This window comes from Shewanella cutis (assembly GCF_022410515.1).
Classification (GTDB): Bacteria; Pseudomonadota; Gammaproteobacteria; order Enterobacterales; family Shewanellaceae; genus Shewanella; species Shewanella cutis.
On sequence record NZ_JACSDI010000003.1, the window covers coordinates 76,439 to 100,226 of the forward strand.

Consider the following 23,788-nt stretch of genomic DNA (forward strand, 5'->3'; position numbering starts at 1 on the left):
TTTAGATCACGCTTTGTCGTAATGGGGGAATTAGTGTGATCGATATCACTTAATGAAATTTGAGTTAATCTGAAATTTAATAACGGTTAATAAAAATATTTACAGCTGATTCGAACATGGATGTCTTGTTTTTAACAAAACCTCGGGCTGGTTAAACATTTGTTTCATATGTGCAAAGGGCTTTTGCTGCGATATGGCTCAAAATAACTTACTGCCCCAGCCAAGTTTGCTACGTAACACATGGAAGTAGTTATGGCCTTTGGGGTGGATAAGTCTGAGTTGTTCAGAGCTACGACGCACGATGATCTCATCACCGGGTAATACTGCTAAATGCACATGGCCATCGCAGCTAACCTCGAGGTTTTCGCCATTTTCAGGTGAAACGACCATTTTTATGGTGCTACAAGCATCCACCACGATTGGGCGACATGATAAGGTGTGCGGAAACATAGGGACTAAAATTAATGCTTGTAAATTGGGGGTAAGAATCGCTCCTCCCGCTGACAGGGCATAGGCAGTAGAGCCTGTAGGTGTTGAAACTATCATGCCATCGGCGCGTTGGCTGTACATGAATTGGTTGTCTATATAGACTTCAAATTCAATCATATGAGCGATTTTGCCCGGATGCAGCACTGCTTCATTGACCGCGGTATTACTGGCTTTTAGCTGACCATGACGATAAACCTCAGCCTCGAGTAAAAAACGGTGCTCGGTATCAAATTCACCGTCGAGCACTTTAGCTAAGGCTTCTTCAAAGGCATCGGGTGGTAAATCGGTTAAAAAACCGAGGTTACCGCGGTTTACGCCAATCACACCGACCTCAAAGCGTGCAAGCACCCTAGCTGCGCCGAGCATATTGCCATCGCCGCCAACGACGATGGCTAAATCACAGCGCTCGCCAATCTCTAATAAATCGACCGCCACAATATGTGGCCCTAACTCAGTCGCTACCCGTTCTTCCACGAGAACTTCATATCCTTGCATCGTTAGCCAATGGTGCAGACGTTTGAGGGTTTGATTTGTCCCTGGGTGGTGCGGTTTGCCAATTAGGCCAATGGTGTGGAACTTTGTGGTCATATTTATGCTAGATCTGGCCTTAGGCCTTGAAACGTCAAAATTGATCCCCATAATATGCCCAGAGTATTTAGAAACAAAGCATTTTTAGCTGGAGTGAAAATGAGCAACGAGTCGATTAAAGCAGAACAGGATCTGATCCAAGAGGGTGTAGAGTCTGAAGTTTCTACTGAAGAAGCGAGTCTGATTGATGAGCTTACCCAAGCCAATTTCCGTATTGAAGAGCTGGAACAGTTACTCGCTGACGCTTTGGCGAAAGTTGATGAGCAAAAAGATTCAGTTATACGTGCTGCAGCCGAAGTGGATAACATTCGTCGTCGCGCGGCAATGGATGTGGAGAAAGCCAATAAGTTTGCGCTGGAAAAATTCGCTAATGAATTGCTGCCAGTGTTAGACAATATGGAGCGAGCGCTGCAAGGGACTAATCCGCAGGATGAAACTACTAAAGCGATGTACGAAGGTGTTGAGCTTACGCAAAAAAGCTTCTTGACCGCTGTCGCTAAATTTGGGGTTAAACCTATCGATCCACAGGGGCAAGCCTTTAACCCAGATCAACATCAAGCTATTGGTATGCAGCCAAGTGTTGAGTATCCAGCCAATACAGTGATGTTAGTGATGCAAAAGGGTTATGAGCTAAACAGTCGTTTACTGCGTCCAGCCATGGTAATGGTGTCTCAAGGTGGCCCTAGCCAAGAATCTGCTTCGATTGACATTGAAGCGTAAGTGAAGCCTAAGTTAACGCGCTGAGCGTTAAACGTTACGTAATAAAAAGGACTGCAGATGCAGTCCTTTTTATTTGTCTGTTGCTTTTCTATTTGCCGTTAATCGTGAATTATCACGTTTGCAGTATTGATGGGAGCTTGGCCCCCATCAATAATCAATCGGCGAGATAGGCATTAATCTGCGCTAACATGCCTTCGGCATCAAGCTGTAAGTCATGGATCACTTCTTCTGGCGATCCATGTTTAATAAACTCATCGGGCAGGCCAATTTGCAGTACAGGTTTAGGCATTTTAAGCTGTTGTAACAACTCCAATACCCCAGAGCCTGCCCCGCCCATAATGGCGTTCTCTTCCACGGTGACTAACACATCATGGGTTTGTGCCATTTCTTTAACTAAATCTACATCGAGCGGTTTCACAAAGCGCATATCGACTACGGTGGCGTCTAAGCTTTCTGCGGCAGTGAGTGCTGCGGCCAAGGTGGTACCAAAGTTCAGCATGGCGATACGTTTGCCTAAACGCTTAATCACCCCTTTACCAATTGGCAGCGCCGTCATGGCTTCTACCTGAGTCGCGCCGGTGGCACTGCCTCTTGGATAGCGCACAGCGCTTGGGCCTGCGTCATAGCAGTAACCGGTATACAGCATCTGACGACATTCATTTTCATCCGATGGCGCCATAATCACCATATTGGGGATACAGCGCATAAAGCTTAAATCGAATGCTCCTTGGTGGGTTGGGCCGTCGGCACCGACGATACCGCCACGATCAATGGCAAATAGTACGGGTAAACGCTGCAATGCCACATCGTGGATTAGCTGATCATAGCCGCGTTGCAGGAAGGTCGAATAGATTGCGACCACTGGTTTATAGCCTTCACAGGCAAACCCTGCGCCTAAGGTCACCGCATGTTGTTCGGCAATAGCGGCATCGAAATACTGTTTCGGAAAACGCTGTGAAAACTCCACCATGCCTGAACCTTCACGCATGGCAGGCGTAATCCCTAAGACTTTTTCATCCTGCTCGGCAATATCACATAACCATTTGCCAAACACTTGGGAGAAGGTCGGTAGTCCTGGTTTAGTCGCTGGCTTCTTAAATTGTGATGGGTCAAATTTAGGGACGGCGTGCCAACCGATTGGATCTTTTTCTGCTGGCTCATAACCGCGACCTTTTTTGGTCATGATATGCAGTACTTGTGGCCCCTTGAGATTGCGCATATTTCGCAGGGTTTCCACTAACGCATCGACATCGTGGCCATCGATGGGGCCGATATAGTTAAAGCCTAATTCTTCAAACAGCGTGCCAGGGACCACCATGCCTTTGAGGTGTTCTTCAGTGCGCTTGGCCATTTCTTTGATGACAGGCATGCCCTTGAGCACTTTTTTGCTGCTTTCACGAATGGTGGTATAGAAGCGGCCTGACATCAGTTGGGCTAAGTGATTGTTGAGGGCACCCACGTTTTCTGAAATCGACATTTCATTATCGTTTAGCACCATCAGCATGTCATTGTGCAAATCACCGGCGTGGTTCATTGCCTCAAACACCATCCCGCCTGTCATCGCGCCATCGCCAATTACGGCAACCACTTTACGTCCTGCCTGCTCTTTCTCGGCGGCAACTGCCATGGCTAATGCGGCACTGATGGAGGTGCCAGAGTGACCCACACTAAAGGTGTCGTATTCACTCTCTTCCCGCCATGGGAAGGGGTGTAAGCCGTTCTTTTGCCTAATGGTGTGCATTCTGTCACGGCGACCAGTGAGGATTTTATGGGGGTAGGCTTGGTGGCCAACGTCCCAAATCAAACGGTCAAACGGGGTGTTATAGACATAATGCAGGGCGACAGTCAGTTCGACTGTACCAAGGCCTGAGGCGAAATGTCCGCTGGACATGCCAACGGACTTAAGAAGAAACTCCCGCAACTCATCGGCCAATTGGGGTAATAGGGCCTGTGGAAGCTGGCGGAGTTCATTAGGTGTGTTGGCCTGTGCCAACACCGGAAACTGAGAAATGTCCAAACTCATAGCGAGATACTTCGTCTCTTTTATATTCTTCGCTCAATAATATAGCGGGCGAAGTCTGCAATTAACTGGCTATTGTATGGCAATTTAGCCAGCGCTGATAGTGCCTCTTGGATCAGTTGCGTGGCGGTATCTTTGGCGCCTTGCAGTCCAAGTAGTTGCGGAAAAGTACTCTTATTTGACTCGGCATCGGAGCCTTGGGGTTTGCCGAGTTCTTCTGTGGTGGCAATAATGTCCAGAATATCGTCTTGCACTTGGAAGGCAAGTCCCACCGCATGGGCAAATTCCATCATAGTCTGATATTGATCTTTTGGCGCATTGGCGGCAATCAAGGCTAACTCAACGGCGCAGCTGATAAGCGCCCCTGTTTTCATATTATGTAGTTGAGTTAATGCTTTAAGATCAATGTGCTTATCGGTAGAAGCTAAGTCGATAGCTTGACCGCCACACATCCCCCGATAACCCGAGGCTTTTGCCAATGCCCTGACCATAGCGATATGTTGCTCGCTCGTAATCCCAGGGACTGCTTCAGTCACAATTTCAAAGGCTAAGGTTTGCAGTGCATCGCCAGCAAGTATGGCGGTAGCTTCATCAAAAGCGATATGCACTGTTGGTTGACCACGGCGAAGGTCGTCATCATCCATGGCGGGTAAATCGTCATGGATTAACGAATAGGCATGGATACATTCAATAGCGGCGGCGCAGGCATCGAGTTTTTCAAGTGCTACGCCAAACATTTGTCCCACACTGTAAACCAAGAAGGGACGAATGCGTTTCCCCCCTAAAAGGGCGCCATGGGTCATCGCGGCTTTTAACTGAGGAGCTGTATCTTCGAGTGTACTAAAACGTTGTTTTAATTGGTCATCAACCCGCAGTTGATATTCTTTTATTGCATTGACTAACACGCTTATTCGCCCTCAACGGCATAGGGAGATAGGGACACATTTTCATCTTGTTTAAGCAAAATGGCCACTTTTTGCTGAGCTTGTTCAAGTTTTGCCTGGCTGTTACGCACCAAATTGATGCCACGTTCAAATTGTTTTAACGCATCATCCAGAGAGACATCGCCCTGCTCTAACTCAGCAACGATGCGCTCGAGTTCACCAAGGGATTCTTCAAAACTGAGGTTTTCGGGTTTCTTCGCCACGTTAATAATTCCTTTGAAAGAGCGGACACAAGGTATATCAGGGCGGCTCAAGGGTCAAATTCAGACGACGGATATTTGCTCGATAGCACGCTTTGTTGCTGAATTTTTTTCAGAAAATAGAAATAGTCGCTAAACTTGCTGAGTGCTTGTCCGATAAATGACAATAATAGCATTATGCTTATAATCATCGTAAGACAACTTAAAATAAGGCTTGGGTTTAGACCTAAGTGTTAATCCTAGGTGGATGACATTTAGTGTTATTTTACCAATAGAGTCAGTATTATGTCGGTTAAACCGAACATTGAGGAGCCGTTGTGGATTTAGCTACAGTAATAGGATTAGTCGGGAGCTTTGGTTTTATCCTTTGGGCCATGGTAACCAGCGGCGGCATTGCAATTTTTATCGACATTCCCTCCGTCTTTATCGTGTTTGGTGGTTCCTTTTTCGTCGTGATGATGAAATTCAATCTAAAACAGTTTTTAGGTGCAGTAAAAATCGCCTTAAAAGCCTTTATGTTCAAGATTGATAAACCTGAAGATCTGATCGAGCAATCAGTGACTATGGCCGATGCGGCTCGTAAAGGGGGGTTCCTCGCCCTTGAAGAAGCGCAAATTTCCAACAGTTTTATGCAAAAAGCCGTCGACATGTTGGTCGATGGCCACGATGGTGAGGTGGTTCGAGCGGCTCTTGAAAAAGACATTTCGCTCACCGAAGAGCGCCATCGTAATGGCATCGCCATTTTCCGTGCTTTTGGTGATGTTGGACCTGCAATGGGAATGATTGGTACCCTAGTGGGCCTTGTGGCCATGTTATCCAATATGTCGGACCCCAAATCCATTGGCCCTTCAATGGCGGTTGCGTTGTTAACCACCCTATACGGTGCGGTGGTGGCAAACATGGTGTGTATTCCTATCGCTGATAAACTTAGCCTTCGAATGGGTGAGGAAATGCTAAACCGAAACTTGATTATGGATGCGGTATTGGCGATTCAAGATGGCCAAAACCCTCGAGTGATAGAAGGCTTTTTGAAAAACTATCTTGCTGAAAAACAGCGGAAAATCGATACAACGGACGGAGAGTAGCCCATGGCTAAGTGCAACTGTCCACCGCCCGGAGCACCACTCTGGTTGGCAACATTTGCCGATTTGATGTCCCTCTTGATGTGTTTCTTCGTGTTGCTGCTGTCATTCTCCGAAATGGATGTGATGAAGTTTAAGCAGATTGCAGGTTCGATGAAGTATGCATTTGGGGTGCAAAACAAAGTCGAAGTCAAAGATATTCCTAAGGGGACGTCTGTGATTGCCCTCGAGTTCCGTCCTGGTCGTCCCGATCCCACGCCGATTGAGATCATCAATCAACAAACCAATGAAATGACCGAACCCACGTTGGATTTCCAAGCGGGGGAAGACGACAGTGCGGGGGGAACTCAGCAGCAAAATGGTTCGCAGCGGGGTGGAGAAGCTTCAGCAACCGCCCAAGAAACTGCGGATGCGGTTAAAGCTGAAGCCGCTGCGGCTCAAGATAAGATCAATCAGCAAGTAAAGAAAATGGCGCAGGAGCTCAATAAAGAGATCACCGATGGCGCGATTGAAATTGAGTCACTTGGGCAACAAATCATTATTCGTATTCGTGAAAAGGGGTCATTTGCGTCTGGTTCGGGGTTCTTGCAACCGCGATTTAAACCTGTTGTGCGCTCTGTTGGTGAATTGCTCAAAGATGTGCCGGGAATTATTACCGTATCCGGTTACACCGACGATATGCAGATAAGCGATGAGCTCTATAGTTCGAATTGGGATCTCTCCAGTAAGCGGGCTGTGGCGGTCGCGGATGTATTGCTTCAGGTCAAGGGCTTTGATCCTAAACGGATGAAAGTGGTGGGTATGGCTTCAAATAATCCAATCGTCCCTAATGATTCACCTGATAATCGAGCCAGAAATCGCCGCGTTGAAATTGCAATTGAGCAAGGTAAAGCGAAAGAGTCGGAAGAGATTCAAGTGGATAAACCAAATTAACACGTCCTAATATTCGGCCGTGATGATATTGTCGCGGCTGTTTTCTGCGTTATTGTAGATTTTTTCTCCTGTGCGCTAACGCACGCCCTTAGCAGCTTGAATGTGGAAACAGGTGCGCCAATCGCGGTGAGTTTGGTATAATCCGGCGATTATTCTTTTATCCAATTTTGCTACTTACAAAATTGCCCGCGGAAATCCCATGAAGTTTATTGTAAAGCTGTACCCAGAAATCATGATGAAGAGCAAGCCTGTGCGGATGCGCTTCACCAAAATGCTTGAAACCAACATCCGTAACGTGCTCAAAAAAGTCGACGAAGACGCCAAAGTGCAGCGTCAATGGGACCGGATTATGGTGATGGTGCCAAAGAATAAACCTGAATTAGCGCAGGCTTTTGGCGAGCGTTTAGCTTGCATTCCTGGGATCGCCCACGTAGTGCAAGTGGATGAATACAGCTTTACCTCTGTGGATGATATTTATCAGCAAGTCTTGCCAGTTTACCGTGACCAAATAGCCGGTAAAACCTTTTGTGTGCGCGTTAAACGTACTGGCTCCCACGACTTCAACTCTATCGAAGTTGAGCGTTATGTCGGTGGTGGTTTAAACCAGTTTACCGATGCGATTGGCGTGCGTCTAAAGAATCCTGAAGTCACGGTCAACCTCGAAATCGAGGGTGATAAACTGTATATGGTGACTAAGCGTATCGAAGGTTTAGGTGGCTTCCCAATGGCCACTCAAGAAGATGTGTTGTCGTTAATTTCCGGTGGTTTCGACTCGGGCGTATCGAGTTATCAATTTATCAAAAAGGGTGCTCGTACTCACTACTGCTTCTTTAATTTAGGTGGCGCGCAACACGAGATTGGTGTGAAACAAGTCGCTTACCATTTGTGGAAAACCTATGGTGAATCCCACAAGGTGAAATTTGTGTCTGTACCATTCGAGCCTGTGGTTGCCGAGATTTTAGAGAAAATTGACAACGGCCAAATGGGTGTGGTCCTCAAGCGTATGATGATGCGCACCGCGGCACGTATTGCTGAACGTATGGGGATTCAGGCAATTGTGACCGGTGAGAGCTTAGGCCAAGTGTCGAGCCAAACCTTAACCAACTTAAACGTGATTGACCGTTGCACCGACATGTTGATTTTGCGTCCTCTGATCACCATGGATAAGCAAGATATTATTAACGAATGTCGTCGTATCGGCACCGAAGATTTTGCCAAGTCTATGCCTGAATATTGTGGGGTGATTTCACAAAAACCTACTGTTAAGGCGGTACTAGCTAAGGTGGAAGCGGAAGAGACGAAATTCTCTGAGGATTTGATTGACCGTATCGTAGAGCAAGCCGTGGCCATTGATATCCGGGAGATAGCAGAACAAATGAATACCCGTATCACTGAAACCGAAACCGTTGTTACTATCGACACTCACGAAGTGGTGATTGATATTCGTGCCCCAGAGGAAGAAGAAAATAAACCGCTTGAGATTGAAGGTGTCGAAATCAAGCGTATTCCTTTCTTCAAGTTAGCGACGCAGTTTGCCGATCTCGATAAGCAAAAGACTTACCTGCTGTACTGTGAGCGAGGTGTAATGAGCAAGTTGCAGGCGCTATACCTGATTGAACAAGGATATCACAATGTTAAGGTCTACCGACCTTAATCGATTGCCTTTGGGTTGATTGTAAAGGCCAAACTTAAGTTGTGGCCTTTACATCTGCACCAATATGCAAGTGAGAGGATATAAAAAAGCCGCATGATGATGCGGCTTTGTTGTTGATAAATTGGCTTAAGTTTATTCCGACTTGACCACTTGCTGAGTAGGTAACACCTCATCTGCAATTAATAACGTGGGTTCTTGCAGTGCTTCTTGGTGCATTTTGTCCATTGTTGCCGTCAGTTCGGCATTGATGCTTGTCTGTAAATCACTGGTGTCGATAATGATTTCAGCATTGATCACGTTTGCGCAGACGTTGGCACTGAGTGCACTGATAAATACTAACGCAAAAGCAGATTTTAAATTGAACATAGTCGCCTCCGGGCTGACAAAGTATTACTGTCAGGCATTCCCATCACCCGTTCGAGATTGCCCAATTCATGTGTTTCAATGGCGCAAAATTTAATCAAAAATGCTGGCCTTTACAAACGATTAAATGTAACAATACGGATTAGAAAAACTAATTAAAAATTGAGATAGAGATCACTATGTCAAGACGTTTACCACCACTGAATGCGGTTAAAGCATTTGAGGCTGCCGCACGGCATTTGAGCTTTACTCGCGCGGCTGAAGAATTGTTTGTGACTCAGGCTGCGGTGAGTCATCAAATTAAAGCATTGGAAGATTTTCTCGGATTAAAATTATTTCGCCGAAAGAATCGTTCACTGTTGCTGACAGAGGAAGGCCAGAGCTATTTTCTCGACATTAAGGATATCTTCATTCAATTGGCGGATGCGACCGACAGACTTTTGGCTCGCAGCGCCATTGGTTCGTTAACGGTAAGCATGTCGCCCAGCTTTGCAATTCAGTGGCTGGTGCCGCGTCTGTCTAAATTTAGTGAAAAAAATCCCGAGATTGACGTACGGATCAAGGCGGTAGACTCCGAGGCTAGCTCATTAACCGACGACGTGGACGTCGCTATTTATTATGGTTTAGGCAATTGGCCAGGGCTGCGCGCCGATAAACTTCGTAATGAAGTATTGATCCCCGTGTGTTCGCCAATGTTACTCAATGGTCCTAAGCCGCTTTCAAAGCCAGAAGATTTAAAACACCACACCCTGCTGCATGATATGAGTCGGCATGATTGGCAAGCCTGGTTTAGGCAATGTGGTATTAACGATATCAATGTAAACCAAGGACCGATTTTTAGTCATTCCTCCCTGGTATTGCAGGCGGCGGCCCATGGTCAAGGTGTGGCGCTGGGCTATAGCGTACTTGCTCGCCCTGATATCAAGGCGGGGCGACTTGTGTGCCCGTTTCAAGAGGTGCTAGTGAGTAAAGATGCTTACTATCTCGTCTGCCAGCAAAATCATGCCGAGCTGGGTAAAGTGGTTGCGTTTCGTGAGTGGATGTTAGATATGTTTGCCGAGGAGTCCCGCAGTGAGTTGTTGCCCGGATAACCCTTTGGTAAACGATTGCGTTGCACCAAGTCCCTTTGTGTTAGATGGCGTACCCTCCAACACTTTGATTTTATTTGCCCATGGCGCAGGTGCGAATCGAGACTCGACGTTTATGCAGCAGATGGCTTTAGGTCTGGCGGCTAAAGGCTATCAAGTAATGCGCTTTAACTTTCCTTATATGCAAGCCAATGCTGTGGATGGTAAAAAGCGTCCGCCAGACAGGGCGCCAAAGCTGCTTGCCTGTTTTAGCGAGATGCTCGATGTGGCACATGCTCAACCTAAGGTTAAACGCGTGGTATTGATGGGCAAATCCATGGGCGGACGCATGGCGGCGTCACTGGCCTGCGATAGCGCGCAAGCTAGCCGTATCGATAGGGTTATTTGCTTAGGTTATCCGTTTATTCCACTGAAGGGCGGTGAGCCTAGGTTAGCACCCCTGAACGACTGCCAAGTGCCCGTGTTAGTGCTGCAAGGGGAGCGGGATAAGTTTGGCGGCAAGATGCAAATCCCTAGCTGGCCGCTTAAGCGCGATATCCAAATTGAATACTTAGCCGATGGGGATCATAGTTTTGTCCCAAGAAAGTCGTCAGGCACCACCGAAGCGGCTAACCTTGCACTGGCTGTTGATTTATCAGCAAAATTTATTGGCTAATGTTTCTTCTTGATATGGCGTAAAGTGCTTAGAGTCTGGATTAACGGCTCGGGCGTCATCCGTCGTAAAGCCTATTGGTTTTTGGAGGTTAAAATGCGTAAAGGATTGTTGTTACTCGCCGCAGTAAGCGGTTTTTTGGCGGTCGCGCTGGGCGCGTTTGGTGCCCATGGGCTAAAAGCTGTGGCGCCACCTGAACTGATTGAAGTGTTTAATTTAGGGGTGCAATACCACTTCTACCATACCTTTGCGCTGATTGCGGTGGCCTTTGCGGGACAGTGGTTAACCTCACGTTTACTGGATTGGGCAGCGTATCTGTTTATTGCAGGTATCGTATTGTTTTCTGGGTCGCTCTACGGCTTGGCACTGGTCGGCAGTAAGTGGTTTGGCCCTATCACGCCGATGGGCGGTGGCTGTTTTTTACTCGGTTGGTTACTTCTGGCCGCAGCGGTATGGCGTCATAAAGTCGTGGATGGCAACGAGTCATAACCCGCCTTAAGCGTAAAGTATTGTGCCAATCCATGGCGCTAATGAGACAAAAGCCCGATAGCAAATCGGGCTTTTGTGTATTGAAATTGCTATACTGGCGCCCAAATTGTTAGTCGGCCATGTTTATGGCTTGGATTTCTTAAGGATCTCCATGAAAAACCTATTTTTATTTTGCCGTGCAGGCTACGAGAAAGAATGCGCAGCAGAAATCCAACAGCGAGCCGCCGAGCTCAATGTGGGTGGCTTTGTTAAGACCAATAATAACGACGCCTATGTGGTATACCAATGTTTTGAAGACGATGGTGCCGATACGTTAGTTAAGCAACTGCCGTTAGATTCGCTGATTTTTGCCCGTCAAATGTTCGCTGCGAGCGAGTTATTGGCTGATTTACCCGAGTCTGACCGCGTTAGCCCAATTGTGGCCGCACTCAGCGAAGTGAGCAAAGCGGGTGAGCTTAGGGTTGAAACCCCTGATACCAACGAAGCGAAAGAACTCTCTGCATTTTGCCGTAAGTTTACCGTGCCTTTGCGCCAGCATTTGAAAAAATCCGGCAGTTTACTCGCGCAGGAAAATCCTAAACGGCCGATTATTCATGTTTGTTTTATTGGCCCAGGACGTGCCTACGCTGGTTATTCGCTCAGCAACAATAGTTCACCCAATTTTATGGGGATCCCGCGTCTTAAAATGGCCGCTGATGCACCGAGCCGTTCTAGCCTGAAGCTCGATGAAGCGTTCGCACAGTTTGTGCCTAAAGAGGAACAGGAAGAACGGGTTCGCAGCGGTATGAATGCGGTGGATTTAGGCGCGTGTCCTGGCGGCTGGACCTACCAACTGGTGCGTCGTGGCATGATGGTCTCCGCGGTCGATAATGGCCCGATGAACGAAAAACTGATGGAAACTGGCCAAGTAAAACATTTCCGTGAGGATGGTTTCCGCTTCGAGCCACAGCGTAAAAACATCTATTGGTTAGTGTGTGACATGGTTGAAAAACCGGCGCGTGTAGCCGAGCTTATTGAGGCTTGGGCCATCAATGGCTGGTTTAAAGAAGCAATTTTCAACCTCAAGCTGCCGATGAAGAGCCGTTATAAAGAAGTGATGGCGATTTTGAATACCATGCAGGAAATCCTCAAGGAAAATGGCATCAACGAGTTCCAGTTGCAGTGTAAGCATTTATACCATGACCGTGACGAAGTGACGGTGCACTTATGGCTTAAACCAAGCCAGGCTTGGAACTAATGACGCTTATCATCACTTGGTTAGGGATCTGTGATTGTTTAGCTCTGAATTATCGAGCCCAGAATTAAGTCGATAGGGTTTTCATTTTAAAAGCCCCAATTCATAGTTGGGGCTTTTTTTATTTGGTGCTTAATACCAATCTCAATTGTGTTAATCAGCCTCAACTCGGGTTAACTCTTTTTCGCAGCAATAAAAAACGCACCCTAGGGTGCGTTTGGCTGACAGCAAAGCGATGATCACAGACGGTCAAGCACCGCTTGTGTGAAGTCAGTTGTGCCGTGGGTGCCGCCTAAATCGCGAGTCGTACGGTCGCCTTCTTCAATCACAGCAGATACCGCTTTACGGATCAGAGCCGCTTTATCGGCCATGCCTAAGTATTCCAGCATTTGGATTGAGGCTAAGATCACTGAGGTTGGGTTCGCGAGGTTTTTACCTGCGATATCTGGCGCGCTGCCGTGAACCGCTTCGAAAATCGCCGCATCACGGCCAATGTTGGCGCCAGGAGCCATACCTAAACCGCCGACTAAACCCGCACACAGATCCGACAGAATGTCACCAAACAGGTTAGTGGTCACGATCACATCAAAGTTTTCTGGGTTCATCACTAACTTCATGCAAGTCGCATCGACGATCATTTCTTCAGTTTTGATATCTGGATAGCGTAGGCTTACTTCACGAGCTACTTTCAGGAACAGACCTGAAGTTGACTTCATGATGTTTGCCTTGTGCACGATAGTGACTTTCTTACGGTTTTCTTTGCGAGCCAGTTCGTAGGCAAAGGTCGCGATTTGCTCAGCACCTTGGCGAGTGACGATACTGGTCGCTTCTGCCGTTAAACCATCTTCAGACACTTTTTGACCATGGCCAGAATACATACCTTCGGTGTTTTCACGCACTGTGATTATATCAATGTTTTCATAACGGGCTTGGGTGCCTTTGAAAGACAACACTGGGCGCACGTTTGCGTACAGGCCAAATTTTTTACGTAATGTTACGTTGATAGAGGTAAAGCCTTCACCCACTGGAGTTGTTAGCGGGCCTTTCAGAGTGATGCGGTTTTTTTCAATCAGTTCTAAAGTACGCTGCGGAAGTAACTCGCCTTGTTTTTCGAGTGCTGCTAAACCAGCATCGGCAAATTCATATTCAAAATCACAACCTGCTTTATCAAGAATTTTTAAGGCAGAATCAATAATACTTGGGCCAATTCCATCACCTGGAATTACGGTTATCGTTCTTTTTGACATGGAGAAGTCCTTCCACGGTTCGTCGTTACTGCAATTGTCCGACCCGGGATAAGCCGGGTAACATGACTATGAATTTGGTGTTTTTTCTCACTATTATTTTAACCATCTTTGGTCAAACTTCACAGGAAATAGTGAGCAATATCACGATTTTTTATTGAGTAAAACTTGTAAAAATACTGGGTTATAACGATGATGGAGAGTCAATCGTTTAAAAAGTCTACTTTAGTCTAACAACTACATAAAAGAGGAAGACATTGAAGTTATTACCTATCACATCTCTGGTGCTGTTATCCCTTGGAATACTGCCAGCCGTACAAGCTGAAACCAGTACTAAACCCCTTACCCTTACTGACATAATGCATTTTGAGTCCCTCGAAAAGCCTGTTATCGCTGACAATGGTCAAGTGCTAGCGGTCGAGGTGGCGCCCGATCGTGGCGATAGCCACGGCTTGATTAAACATCTGCAATCAGGAAAAGACTTTCAGATTGAAGGCGGCTCAGACCCTATCGTGAGTCGCACTGGTCGTTATGTGGCGATGGCCGTTAAACCCAGTTTGCTAAAAGTTGAAACTAGCGATGCTAAGGCCAAGAAAAAGCTCAAAGCCGATATGGTGCTGCTTGATACCCAAACTGGCACGCAAACTAAATTCGAGCGGGTGAAAGAATTTGTCTTTAGCGACGATGGTGCGCATTTAGCCATTTGGTTTGAAGCTGACGAAGAAGCTAAGAAAGATGCCAAAGATAAGACCGAAGGCACTGGGGATAAACCTAAAGCCGAGAAGGTGAAGGTCGATAAGTTCGATCAAGGTCGTCGTTTTAGTTTAGTGAATTTGTCTTCACCCTCGCAGCGGGTAGATGTGGAGCATGTGACCGCCTATCACTTCGATAAAGACAGCCGCCGCTTAGCAATTGCAGTCAATGATATCGAGGCAAAGCAACATCAATTACAGCTGATTGATTTAAAAAACTATAATAAATCAACGGCATTTGAATCCCAACATCAACAAATTGGTGCGCTAGCACTTTCAAAAAATGGCCGCTGGCTGGCCTTTACTCAAGGTGATGCCAGTGAATTACCCTATGGCCGCAGCTATCAGCTAAACCTAGTTGATATTGCTTCAGGTAAAGTTCGCACTGTACCAAACACCAATGAATGGACGCTAAACCGTTATGCCAGTTTGAACTTCTCCTTAGACAGTGAGCGGCTCTTCTTTGGCCGTGTTCCTGAGGTGAGTCAGCAGCTTAGCCTGAAAAAAATCGCCGACGAAAAAGATCTTTACGATAAAGAGATTGTTACAGGCCAGCGCGGGCTTAAAGTGTGGCATGGGGACGAACCACGGATTAAACCCCATGAAATCAAACAATATGAAGCGGAGCAAAAGCGCACTTATTTAGCCGTGTTGCATTTAGGCTCACATAATGTGGTGCAGCTTGGTGATAAAACGGTGCCAGATGTGGCCCTGTCGCAGCACAAGCGTTATATGCTGGCCAGCTCTGACTTACCCTATCGCAAGATGATCACTTGGGCGGGTTTTTACCAAGATTACTACTTGGTGGATATCAACACTGGCCGCAAGTTACCACTGCTAACCCAACAACCCAGCGATTCAGATCCCAGCTTATCGGGTGATGGCAAATTTGTGGTTTATTATCAACAAGGTCATGTGTATTTATACGATATTGCCCAAGGACGTCGCACCAATCTGACCCAGTCTTTAAAGGTGAGTTTTGCCGATGAAGACCATGATTCTCCTTCCAATGCGCCAGGTTATGGTTTTGGCCCTTGGCTTAAGGACGATGCTGGGATCCTCGTCTACGATAAATTTGATGTGTGGCAGTTTAACACCGCATCGAAAACGGGCTTTGCCTTAACAGCAGGGCAGGGACGCGCTCAAAAAATTCAATATCGCCTAGAAGGTTTAGTCGATAATCCCGATGAGCCAACGACGCTTGCCTACAACGCTACTGTGCTGCTCCATGGTTACAGCGACAAGACTAAGGCCGATGGTTTTTACCAAGCGACCTTAGGCGAAGCGGGCGTTAAGACCTTGATGGAAGGTGAGTATAAGTTAACTGTGCTTGGGCGCAGTAAGGATACCGATACCTTGGTGTTTTCCAAGGAGCGATTTGATTTATTCCCCGATTTATACACCGCAAGCTATCAAGCGCCACAACAAGCAGTGAAGCAAACCGATTTAGATAAACAGCGCCAAGCTTTTAATTGGAGCCAAGCCGAATTAGTGCATTGGACCAACGGCGATGGTAAACCGCTCGATGGTGTGTTGATAAAACCAACCAACTATCAAGCGGGCGAGCGTTATCCTGTGCTGGTGTACTACTATGAATTGATGACCGACAGACTGCATGCCTTCCCGCAAATGAAGGTCAACCACAGACCCAACTTCGCTTGGTATGTGAATAACGGTTATGCGGTATTCTTGCCGGATATTCGTTTCGATATTGGCTATCCCGGTGCCAGCTCAGTACAAACATTGACCTCGGGGGTGCAAAAGCTTATCGATATGGGCGTTGCCGATGCTAACGCCATTGGCTTACAAGGACATTCTTGGAGTGGCTATCAAACGGCCTTTGCCATCACCCAAACTAAAATGTTTAAAGCCGCCGTTGCTGGTGCCCCAGTGGCGAACATGACCAGTGCTTATAGCGGAATTCGCCATGGCACAGGCATTGCGCGCCAGTTCCAATATGAAACCGGCCAAAGCCGCATTGGTGCAAGTTTATTTGCGGCGCCACAAAAATACATTGAGAACTCGCCAGTGTTTTATGCCGATCGCATTAAAACGCCGTTGATGATCATGTTTGGCGATAAAGACGATGCGGTGCCCTGGGAGCAAGGTGTTGAAATGTACTTGGCGATGCGCCGTGCGGGTAAAGATGTGGTGTTTTTACAATATGAAGATGAACCCCATCATCTGAAAAAATACCCTAATAAGCTCGATTACAGCATTCGGATGATGGAATACTTCGACCATTATCTTAAAGGCAAACCCGCACCAGCTTGGTTAAGCCAAGGCGAAGCCTATGTCGAATATAAAGCCGATGATGAGTAACTCTCTGGTTTAGGTTTATCTATAAGCAAACGCCACCGAAATGTGGCGTTTTTTATGGCAATAAGGGTGCGAGCTAGCTCATTGAAATAGTCCTTTTATACCCTTGGAATTACCCTGCTTTAGCAAAGGAGGAGAAATAGAGGTCTAGACTAAATGACTCGTTGCTAAGTAACACAGATAAAGTTATCTCGCTTCCAAGCAGTTATGGTTCATAAATGGCAATGAATTAATATTGCACTGCCATTTTTGGTGTTGGCTTAATAAGCTTTGGATATTTAGCTTAGGGATGATAGCGATGTCAGAGCCAAATCAATTTTTGCTTGAGCTTTCAGCTTCTTTGGCGGTGCGGCTAACAATATCAGTTCCGGTTTCGAGATACTGTTTATAGGTGTCATTGCCCCAGGCGACGAGTTTATTATCCTTAAATATCAGTGGGGTACATTCCTCTTTTGTGGTGATACCATCAGATTTATCATGTTGGGTACGATAAAAGAGTACTTGTAGCTGGCCATCTTTAAGGGATTTAGCTTCTGAAAAATCGGCTTTGCCAAATAGGGTTTTGACCTCAGAAATATCCTGCCCAAGGCTTAAATCATTTAGTTTCTGACTGTTATAAACTTGTCTATCTTCCCAATCCATTTCGTCAGGTGTGGGTTCATACACCAGCACAACGACCGCGACAAAGGCGGTATAAGCGGCAAATATACTACCGATAATGACTGAAGCTTTTGATTTCATTGAATCTAATTCCTTTGGGTATCCAATGTGCTATTCGATTAGTCAATAAAATACGCTTTTGATCCCTGAAGGTAAACGGCTTAATTGCAACTTAGTGTTAACAACGGTCACAAGTTGTTCGATGATGCTTTAGTTGGGCCATTGACCCTAAAATCCCGTAAGTTGATATTTAAGGGTAAATCAGTCTGCAACTGCGCTAATTTATAACTTAGGCGCGCCATATCTCGACCTTCGGCCAGTTTTTTCGCTTGTTTCGCCCCAAGATTGGGCAAAGAGGAAAACAGGGTTGCTAAGGTCCTGAAGGTTCTCAGTAATTCTGCGGCCGATTTTGGGCCAATACCTGGGATGCCGGGGATTTTATTGCCGCTATCTCCAGCAAGCGCCATTAAATCTAGAAATTGGCTGCGATCCACACCCAGTTTTTGTTCGAGTTCGGCGATATTCAGGTATTGCTGATTGAAATGATCCCATTGACTGATACGGGGATGATTGAGCTGGCTAAAGCCTTTGTCAGTGGAGACGATAATGGCTTCGCCTTGGGCCTTGGCGGTTTTTGTCGCTAGGGTTGCGATAACATCATCGGCTTCTGCGGCGGCATAAATAGATTGGATTTGTAAGTTCTGAAGGTGTTCCTGTAATGCTATCAGCCCAGCAGCAAGGGGCTCTGGCATAGGTTTACGGCCCTTTTTATAATCGGGGTAAAGTTGTTTGCGCCATGAGATCTCATCCCCATCCCAGACGACAGCGACATGGGTTGGGTGGTGAATGCGCAGCAGTTTAGTACAGGCTACACTCACGCGCTCCGTTAAACTTTCCATATCATTCTCATCTGGTATCGCCGCATAAATGCGGCGAACCAAGTTGAGACCATCAATAATTAAAAACTTATTCATTGTAGGTTATTGCATTACTTCACTATTTTATAGCAGGGAACATAAGCGCTTCCAGGCAGTTTCATTCTATGTTGGGCGACAAAGGCACCGAGCAAATTGTCCATCAGTTCCATTAAATGCGGATCACCCTTAATGTGGAAAGGGCCTAATTGTTCAATCTGCTTGATGGTCTCTGATTTTACATTACCCGCAACGATACCGGAAAAAGCTTTACGCAGGTTGGCGGCAAGCTCCGCTTTGTTGCTTTGGAAATGTAAATTTAAGTTTGCCATGACATCATGGGTTGGAGTAAAGGGCAGTTGGAACTCGGGTTCAATCTTGAGTCCCCATTGATATTGGTAAGCATCTCCGGTGGTGCGGCGATGGTTTTTCACTTGCTCCATGCCTTGTTTCATCACCCGAGCCACTTCAGCAGGATTATCGATAATGATTTGATATTTCTGCTGCGCCTCAGCACCTAAGGTTGCAGCGATAAACTCATCTATTTTAATAAAATAATCCGCGCTTTCGCTGGGCCCCGTCAGCACCAGCGGGAAGGGGGTTTCCTGATTTTCGTTATTGAGCAAAATCCCAAGAATATACAGCAGTTCTTCGGCTGTCCCCGCGCCGCCGGGGAAGATGATAATGCCGTGGCCCAAGCGTACGAAGGCTTCGAGGCGTTTTTCGATATCGGGTAAGATCACTAACTCGTTAACGATTTGGTTTGGCGGCTCGGCGGCGATAATACTGGGTTCAGTGAGGCCAATATAGCGGGCGTTTTTAATCCGTTGTTTTGAGTGACCAATGGCTGCGCCCTTCATCGGGCCTTCCATTGCACCTGGACCGCAGCCGGTGCAGATATCCAATTCTCTCAAGCCAAGTTGATAACCCACTTCGCGGGTATATTGATATTCAATGGCATTAATGCTGTGCCCGCCCCAGCAGACGACTACGTTTGGATCTTTCATGGGCGCGATGGCACGGGCGTTGCGCAAAATATCAAACACGACGTTAGTAATGTGGCTCGCGTTGGTTAAATTGATATGTTTTAAGGTGTCGTACTTGTCGCTGATGTAGAGGATATCCCTAAGCACCGAAAATAAATGCTCTTGGATCCCAGTAATAATTTGGCCATCGACAAAGGCTTGTTCTGGTGGATTAATAAGCTCAAGTTTAACGCCACGTTCACGTTGTAGGACATGGATGTCGAAGTCACTATATTGCTCGAACAGTGCTTTAGAATTGTCGGTCTTGAGACCCGCGGCGAGTACTGCGAGGGAGCAGCTACGATACAGTTGATATAGGGCGCTTTGCGCGCTTTTTTTGAGGCGATCAACTTCAAGTTGTGAAAGCTGATCCATGCTGCCCTTTGGGCTGACTTTTACTATCATTTACCACTCCTTCGTATCGACAGGAGTGATAAAAAGTGACGTATAGTCTGACTTAGTTATACGTCAATCACGACCCTGTCTCTGCTTTCATGTTTTGCTTTGTAGAGTGCTGCATCGGCGCGTTCAAAGGTTTCATGAATGAGCTCATTGCCCATCACTCGCGCAGCCCCTATAGATACTGTAACGGTAATTCGCTGATTTTTAAATTTAAATGGAATATTTTTTACTTTTTCACGGACTCTGTTTAAAAGTTGAGCGATATCGCTATCATCAATATCTGGCAAAATGAGCACAAACTCTTCGCCGCCGTAGCGGGCGACAAACTCAGTATCCCGCAGGGAATTCTTTAATGCCATGGCGATAACTTGGAGGGTTTTGTCTCCTGTACTGTGGCCAAAGCTGTCGTTAATGCTCTTAAAGTGGTCGATATCTGCAACCGCAATCCACAGCGGTGATTTGTGACGCTGATAATTGCGATATTCAAGCTCCATGCGTTCTTCTAGGGCTGCACGGTTAGGTAATTGAGTTAGGCTGTCCAATAGATTAAGTTTTTGTTGCTCGAAAAGCCGCTCTTTGTAGGTATTGGCCTCATTACTCAGCTCGTTAAGCTCTTTTCGCATGGTTTCCATCGACTTACGCAGTAAGGCTTGCTCGCGCTGCTCTAAGGCTTCTTTACGGGCGAGGGCGGAGCGAATCGAATTGAGCTGCTCAGTTAAGCGTGCTTTGAGGTCGACAATATCATCGGTATCGATAATGGCTTCGCCCACATTATCGACTCGAGAATTAATTTCACGATTGAGCTGGGTTTTGAGCTGGAAACTACGCTGGTTATGGTTATAGGATTCGCTGACGACTTCCCGCACAGCCGCTAAGGCATCGTTTAAGGCGTAGAGAAATTCCTGTGAGGCCGATTTTTCCCGTGCAATATTGTCGAGCAGCAGGGATAAAATGGTTTGATAAGCCTCGAGTAAATTATCGATTTCGATATCAGAGGCTAGCATTTCTTTAATGACAAGCACTTGATCACGTTGATCTTTACGGAACTCAATTTCCGAAATCATCTGTGCTAACTCATGGGCGAGTTGTCTGTGCTTTGGTAACACATCTAACTTTTCAGTTTCATTAAACTGTTGTTGTAGGATGGTGTCGTAGAAGCCGATGATTTGTTTAACTTTAGGAATGTACTCCCACACCGTATGAAACGGCTTGGCGAGGTCCTGTTTAAAGTAGTTAATTTCTTTTTTGAGTTTTTCAGGTACAGAGTTAACTCGTTGAATCTGGCGGATAACCTGCGCAAGTCCGGCTCGACTTTCTTCAAGTTGTACCATCACATGGTGGTACTGACCTTTTAATAGGCGTTCAACATCGACCAACTCCGGCAAGGCTTCATCGACTCGCTCAAAGGTATTTAAGTTGTGGCGAAGTTTGGCAAGCTTATTATCCAACTCTAAGTTTTGGCCTTTACAGGCAAGACTTAAATGGCCAATAAATTGGAGTAAGGTTTGTAACTTAGCGTTTCTATCTTCATTGACTTCATCGAGGGCAAGTTTTGCCGAATGAAGCTTTTGTTGAAGTAATGCCAGTTGTGTAACGGTCGCGTTGGAATCCTTCATCCGGAGTATTTTCCTAACTCTGCAGTGCTAACAAGCATGACGTCCGCTGTCCAGATTAGCGTTTAACTCATATGCTTCTAATGTTATAACAATGGTTGTAGAGTGCAAATTGCTTTATTTATGCGTTTGTGATTAATTGTCGATATTGATCAAATATTTCCTAATAAATGTCGATTTTGGTTATTTTCCCAGCAGGGCCAAACAATGTCTTCCTTCATCGCATTGGTTTCGACTCGAATGAGGCCGCGCTCAATCCCTTTTTCTAGGTGTAAAAACAGTGGATCGGCAAACAGTGTCGGTGGCACAAAATCTAATGCTCTTAGACTCACATAATGGCAAGTATCGCTCGGCAAGCTTCGCGCGCCAGCGAGTGCCATTTGTACCGTTTCGAACAGCAATTTGGGGGCAATATTAATCTCGGTTTTGGTAAGCAGGGGTAAATTGATAAAGCCGAGATTAAAAATAGCCCTAAACGCATTCTTATCGAGCTGTTGCTGAAGTTGCTTTAATGCTTGCTGTGGCTCCACCGCCTCAGTAAATCTTACCGCGAACAAGCCTTGGCGGATCACATAAACCGGCATAAACAGACTATTGCTGATATGGCTTGCAAGCTGACGGGTCATAGCGTTGGCAAAATATTGGCCGTGGTTGAGGTCAGTAGTGAGATGATCGCGAAACTCAATTAAGGCCAGTGCCGTCGTTCTTGTATCGGATGTGTTTGGGCCGAGATCCCTTAATAATGCGGCATACCCCTTGTGGTGGGTAAATGGCTCTTCTAAGGTCAATTGAAGTAGAGATTCATTTTGATGTCTGCTTTTTTGGCGTTGATTTAGCAGGGCAATGATTGCAATCACCAGCAATGTTAGGATGACACCGCTTAGTGTAAGTAATTTATTGGTTTCCTTCGCGCTTTCAATGGCATCTTTTAATTTGCCTTGGAGCATATTGAGTTCAAGCTTAAGTTGCTGTTCGGCAAGAACAGAAGCGGCAACCGCGGGATCTTTGGCAGTATTTTTTGAGGTGTTATTTAACTCAATGATCCGTTTTTGCGTGCTGATGACTTTGGCCTGATCTTGCATCTTTTCTGCGGACAGGGCGATTTGCGTCAGTGCTGATTTTTGCTCATCCAGCAGTGCTAAATTGCTCGCCAATGCTAAAGCATGTTCAGCATGGCTCATCATCAGCGCCCAATCTTGCTTACTTTGAGCAATTTCACCAATCAGTAATTCGTTATAGACCAAGTAATGATGGCTTTCTTTGTCAGTGAAAATTTTATTAGCCATCAGCAAATATTTAAGCGCATTCACATTATCGTTGAGGTGCGAATAGGCTTGGCCTAAATTGTGGAAGTTAAGCCCTTGAGCGATGTAGTTGCCGCGTTTAGCATCAAGCTGTTGAGCGTTGAGATAGTAATCAATGGCGCGGTTCCAATCCCCTTGTTCGCCATACACCATAGCGATAACCGTCATACAACTTGACAGATAAGTGTCGTTGCCCATTTTTTTAAAGCCTGCAGCGGCCTCATGGGCATTTTTTAAGGCTTCATCCCATTGTTTTAAATCACGATATACCTTAGCGAGTTGCAACTGCAAATGGGTTTTCATCGACGGATAATTGGAACGATTCGATAGTCGAATGGCTTCACTATAGTGTTGTAGTGATTTGGTCAGCTGCTGGTTTTTATTGTAGTAATGCCCTAGTTTCGATTCGGCTGCCGCAATCAGGTAATCGTTCCTGAGTTTATAAGCAATATCGCGATAGGTATGAAAATGCATTAGGGCTGGCACATCTTGGCGGATCACTAAGTGCAAGCCGCCTAGATGTTCATGAATTGTATGTTTTAGCAACATAGACTCAAGATCAACACTGTCATTGATGAGTGTCAGAGCTTGGTTATAAAAGGCGATCGCTTCTTGGTATTTTTGTTCGGTACGGCCGATATAACGCCCCTTTAGCATGGCGACGGTAGCTTGTTGGAAGGGCGTTTGTGCGATGCTAGCCAACAGTTCAATTAAACTATTGGCGTCTTGAAATCCCACTTTGGATTTTATACTCGGCTCCAGATTTAACCGCGCCAGTAATTGTAGTATGTGTTCAAATTCATCAGGGCTATAGCCCTGCTCTTTGGCTGCGCGTTCAAATTGTTCACGGTTCTTAAAGCTAATAGGAAAAGAGATAGACTGATTAAGCCGGTCGTACATCTTTTGTGGCGTTTCACGCAATTCTATTTCTTCGATCTCTAAATCGGCCGCTAATGTTTGAACAGAAATAGATATCAACAAGGTCACGAAAATAACAATGAATTTATGCATGTGTAGGTGGCCCTATATTCCCTAAGTCAAGGAACTTATTTTGTTAGCTTTTGTTAGCGCCTAATGAGGATGCTACATCGACTTGTTA

The 23,788-nt window shown here is 46.1% G+C and carries 20 protein-coding genes; 9 read left to right on the forward strand and 11 right to left on the reverse strand.

Annotated elements, in window-relative coordinates; all coding sequences use genetic code 11:
• Positions 1-198: 198 nt before the first annotated feature.
• A complete protein-coding gene (gene nadK, locus H9J30_RS07100; RefSeq protein ID WP_011071702.1) occupies positions 199-1,077 on the reverse strand; it encodes an NAD(+) kinase in 879 nt (292 codons plus the stop codon).
• Between the two features lie 99 nt (positions 1,078-1,176).
• On the opposite strand from nadK, the gene grpE reads away from it, so the two are divergent.
• Positions 1,177-1,797 (forward strand): nucleotide exchange factor GrpE, encoded by a 621-nt coding sequence (grpE, locus tag H9J30_RS07105; RefSeq protein WP_240130387.1) that lies wholly within the window; start codon positions 1,177-1,179, stop codon positions 1,795-1,797.
• A gap of 154 nt (positions 1,798-1,951) precedes the next feature.
• Here the strand turns inward: grpE and dxs are convergent, their stop codons facing one another.
• The 3 genes from dxs to xseB are packed head-to-tail and all read right to left on the reverse strand — an operon-like array spanning position 1,952 to position 4,964.
• A complete protein-coding gene (gene dxs / locus H9J30_RS07110) occupies positions 1,952-3,820 on the reverse strand; it encodes a 1-deoxy-D-xylulose-5-phosphate synthase (protein ID WP_240130388.1) in 1,869 nt (622 codons plus the stop codon).
• Positions 3,821-3,840: 20 nt separating this feature from the next.
• A complete protein-coding gene (gene ispA / locus H9J30_RS07115) occupies positions 3,841-4,722 on the reverse strand; it encodes a (2E,6E)-farnesyl diphosphate synthase (protein ID WP_240130389.1) in 882 nt (293 codons plus the stop codon).
• Positions 4,723-4,724: 2 nt separating this feature from the next.
• A complete protein-coding gene (xseB, locus tag H9J30_RS07120; RefSeq protein ID WP_240130390.1) occupies positions 4,725-4,964 on the reverse strand; it encodes an exodeoxyribonuclease VII small subunit in 240 nt (79 codons plus the stop codon).
• A gap of 314 nt (positions 4,965-5,278) precedes the next feature.
• On the opposite strand from xseB, the gene pomA reads away from it, so the two are divergent.
• From pomA to thiI, 3 genes are all read left to right on the forward strand, one after another.
• Complete coding sequence (gene pomA / locus H9J30_RS07125) at positions 5,279-6,046, forward strand: flagellar motor protein PomA (protein ID WP_240130391.1); 768 nt, start codon at positions 5,279-5,281, stop codon at positions 6,044-6,046.
• 3 nt (positions 6,047-6,049) lie between these two features.
• Complete coding sequence (locus tag H9J30_RS07130) at positions 6,050-6,976, forward strand: flagellar motor protein MotB (RefSeq protein ID WP_240130392.1); 927 nt, start codon at positions 6,050-6,052, stop codon at positions 6,974-6,976.
• A gap of 199 nt (positions 6,977-7,175) precedes the next feature.
• Positions 7,176-8,630, forward strand: coding sequence for a tRNA uracil 4-sulfurtransferase ThiI (gene thiI / locus H9J30_RS07135; RefSeq protein WP_240130393.1), 1,455 nt, complete (start codon positions 7,176-7,178; stop codon positions 8,628-8,630).
• A gap of 132 nt (positions 8,631-8,762) precedes the next feature.
• Here thiI and H9J30_RS07140 read toward each other — a convergent pair whose 3' ends face one another.
• Positions 8,763-8,996 (reverse strand): hypothetical protein, encoded by a 234-nt coding sequence (locus H9J30_RS07140; protein ID WP_011071710.1) that lies wholly within the window; start codon positions 8,994-8,996, stop codon positions 8,763-8,765.
• Positions 8,997-9,172: 176 nt separating this feature from the next.
• Between H9J30_RS07140 and H9J30_RS07145 the strand changes: the two genes are divergently transcribed.
• From H9J30_RS07145 to rlmM, 4 genes are all read left to right on the forward strand, one after another.
• Entirely contained in the window at positions 9,173-10,084 is a 912-nt protein-coding gene (locus tag H9J30_RS07145; RefSeq protein ID WP_240130394.1) for a transcriptional regulator GcvA, read from the forward strand.
• A complete protein-coding gene (locus H9J30_RS07150; RefSeq protein ID WP_240130395.1) occupies positions 10,065-10,736 on the forward strand; it encodes an alpha/beta fold hydrolase in 672 nt (223 codons plus the stop codon). The genes H9J30_RS07145 and H9J30_RS07150 overlap by 20 nt, the downstream gene beginning before the upstream one ends.
• Positions 10,737-10,829: 93 nt before the next feature.
• Positions 10,830-11,222 carry a DUF423 domain-containing protein gene (locus H9J30_RS07155; protein ID WP_011071713.1) on the forward strand — a complete coding sequence of 131 codons (393 nt, stop codon included), beginning with the start codon at positions 10,830-10,832 and terminating at the stop codon, positions 11,220-11,222.
• Positions 11,223-11,373: 151 nt separating this feature from the next.
• Positions 11,374-12,459, forward strand: a complete 1,086-nt coding sequence (gene rlmM, locus H9J30_RS07160; RefSeq protein WP_240130396.1) for a 23S rRNA (cytidine(2498)-2'-O)-methyltransferase RlmM — start codon at positions 11,374-11,376, stop codon at positions 12,457-12,459.
• 236 nt (positions 12,460-12,695) lie between these two features.
• Here the strand turns inward: rlmM and H9J30_RS07165 are convergent, their stop codons facing one another.
• Entirely contained in the window at positions 12,696-13,703 is a 1,008-nt protein-coding gene (locus tag H9J30_RS07165) for an isocitrate dehydrogenase (protein ID WP_240130397.1), read from the reverse strand.
• Between the two features lie 254 nt (positions 13,704-13,957).
• Between H9J30_RS07165 and H9J30_RS07170 the strand changes: the two genes are divergently transcribed.
• A complete protein-coding gene (locus tag H9J30_RS07170) occupies positions 13,958-16,774 on the forward strand; it encodes a S9 family peptidase (RefSeq protein ID WP_240130398.1) in 2,817 nt (938 codons plus the stop codon).
• A gap of 309 nt (positions 16,775-17,083) precedes the next feature.
• Here the strand turns inward: H9J30_RS07170 and H9J30_RS07175 are convergent, their stop codons facing one another.
• The 5 genes from H9J30_RS07175 to H9J30_RS07195 all read right to left on the reverse strand — a co-directional run bounded on the left by H9J30_RS07175 (position 17,084) and on the right by H9J30_RS07195 (position 23,700).
• Positions 17,084-17,512, reverse strand: a complete 429-nt coding sequence (locus tag H9J30_RS07175; RefSeq protein WP_240130399.1) for a DUF3192 domain-containing protein — start codon at positions 17,510-17,512, stop codon at positions 17,084-17,086.
• Positions 17,513-17,619: 107 nt separating this feature from the next.
• Positions 17,620-18,405, reverse strand: coding sequence for a flap endonuclease Xni (gene xni / locus H9J30_RS07180; protein ID WP_240130400.1), 786 nt, complete (start codon positions 18,403-18,405; stop codon positions 17,620-17,622).
• 14 nt (positions 18,406-18,419) lie between these two features.
• Positions 18,420-19,775 carry a nucleotide 5'-monophosphate nucleosidase PpnN gene (gene ppnN, locus H9J30_RS07185; RefSeq protein WP_240130401.1) on the reverse strand — a complete coding sequence of 452 codons (1,356 nt, stop codon included), beginning with the start codon at positions 19,773-19,775 and terminating at the stop codon, positions 18,420-18,422.
• A gap of 56 nt (positions 19,776-19,831) precedes the next feature.
• Entirely contained in the window at positions 19,832-21,388 is a 1,557-nt protein-coding gene (locus H9J30_RS07190) for a GGDEF domain-containing protein (RefSeq protein WP_240130402.1), read from the reverse strand.
• 149 nt (positions 21,389-21,537) lie between these two features.
• Positions 21,538-23,700: a tetratricopeptide repeat protein gene (locus H9J30_RS07195; RefSeq protein WP_240130403.1), complete on the reverse strand. Its 2,163-nt coding sequence runs from the start codon at positions 23,698-23,700 to the stop codon at positions 21,538-21,540.
• Positions 23,701-23,788: the final 88 nt, after the last annotated feature.

What these genes read in the sequence shown, in the direction of transcription:
- grpE (WP_240130387.1), top strand. Translation starts at nt 1,177, where the DNA reads ATGAGCAACGAGTCGATTAAAGCAGAACAGGATCTGATCCAAGAGGGT.
- xni (WP_240130400.1), bottom strand. Translation starts at nt 18,405, where the DNA reads ATGAATAAGTTTTTAATTATTGATGGTCTCAACTTGGTTCGCCGCATT.
- thiI (WP_240130393.1), top strand. Translation starts at nt 7,176, where the DNA reads ATGAAGTTTATTGTAAAGCTGTACCCAGAAATCATGATGAAGAGCAAG.
- H9J30_RS07155 (WP_011071713.1), top strand. Translation starts at nt 10,830, where the DNA reads ATGCGTAAAGGATTGTTGTTACTCGCCGCAGTAAGCGGTTTTTTGGCG.
- H9J30_RS07130 (WP_240130392.1), top strand. Translation starts at nt 6,050, where the DNA reads ATGGCTAAGTGCAACTGTCCACCGCCCGGAGCACCACTCTGGTTGGCA.
- H9J30_RS07175 (WP_240130399.1), bottom strand. Translation starts at nt 17,512, where the DNA reads ATGAAATCAAAAGCTTCAGTCATTATCGGTAGTATATTTGCCGCTTAT.
- nadK (WP_011071702.1), bottom strand. Translation starts at nt 1,077, where the DNA reads ATGACCACAAAGTTCCACACCATTGGCCTAATTGGCAAACCGCACCAC.
- ppnN (WP_240130401.1), bottom strand. Translation starts at nt 19,775, where the DNA reads ATGATAGTAAAAGTCAGCCCAAAGGGCAGCATGGATCAGCTTTCACAA.
- H9J30_RS07140 (WP_011071710.1), bottom strand. Translation starts at nt 8,996, where the DNA reads ATGTTCAATTTAAAATCTGCTTTTGCGTTAGTATTTATCAGTGCACTC.
- H9J30_RS07165 (WP_240130397.1), bottom strand. Translation starts at nt 13,703, where the DNA reads ATGTCAAAAAGAACGATAACCGTAATTCCAGGTGATGGAATTGGCCCA.
- H9J30_RS07195 (WP_240130403.1), bottom strand. Translation starts at nt 23,700, where the DNA reads ATGCATAAATTCATTGTTATTTTCGTGACCTTGTTGATATCTATTTCT.
- H9J30_RS07145 (WP_240130394.1), top strand. Translation starts at nt 9,173, where the DNA reads ATGTCAAGACGTTTACCACCACTGAATGCGGTTAAAGCATTTGAGGCT.
- H9J30_RS07190 (WP_240130402.1), bottom strand. Translation starts at nt 21,388, where the DNA reads ATGAAGGATTCCAACGCGACCGTTACACAACTGGCATTACTTCAACAA.
- dxs (WP_240130388.1), bottom strand. Translation starts at nt 3,820, where the DNA reads ATGAGTTTGGACATTTCTCAGTTTCCGGTGTTGGCACAGGCCAACACA.
- rlmM (WP_240130396.1), top strand. Translation starts at nt 11,374, where the DNA reads ATGAAAAACCTATTTTTATTTTGCCGTGCAGGCTACGAGAAAGAATGC.